This is a genomic window from Bacillus sp. AY2-1 (assembly GCF_008368965.1).
Lineage (GTDB): Bacteria > Bacillota > Bacilli > Bacillales > Bacillaceae_G > Bacillus_A > Bacillus_A thuringiensis_S.
Window position 1 is genome coordinate 1 of record NZ_QPEL01000334.1, and the last position, 531, is coordinate 531.

Here is a 531-nt window from a genome sequence, read left to right on the forward strand (position 1 = left end):
AATAAGGAATCTTACTAAAATTCCAACGGTAGCATTTGACTTTAATAAAGTGATGCTAAGAGACGTTAATAAATCTAAAACAGGCTGTAAAATAATAAAAAAGAGCAAAAAATGCTCAAATCTAACCCTAGCTTGATTTGCTAACATTCCAAGACCTCCATACAAAATCTTAACATTATCTTTTAATCATAATTTATTATCGTTAAAACACACCTAGCAATTATAACATAACTCATATTTAAATTGAGAACTATTTTTATACCGAAACTAGCCAATCCATCGTAAGTAGTAACTAGAAAATATTATCCTTTAGCTATCCTTCCCTATCTCTATAAAAACTATCTAACACTCTTTCACTTATTATCAGCATTATAGCAAACATTTATTAATCCTTTTATTAATATATAAAATTTAACGGTTAAAAAATGACATTCACTCGGCTACCCTACAACTAAAAATTAACCTTGCTTCGTTTTCCCCTAAACATTTTCAAACGCTTTCTTTATGTATTTTATCCGTTTTTCTACATGT

1 protein-coding gene is annotated in these 531 nt (G+C 28.1%); it reads right to left on the reverse strand.

The features are described from left to right. Positions 1-147: O-antigen ligase family protein (locus DN403_RS30900; RefSeq protein WP_179958968.1), on the reverse strand; the 147-nt coding region annotated here is incomplete at its 3' end. Positions 148-531: the final 384 nt, after the last annotated feature.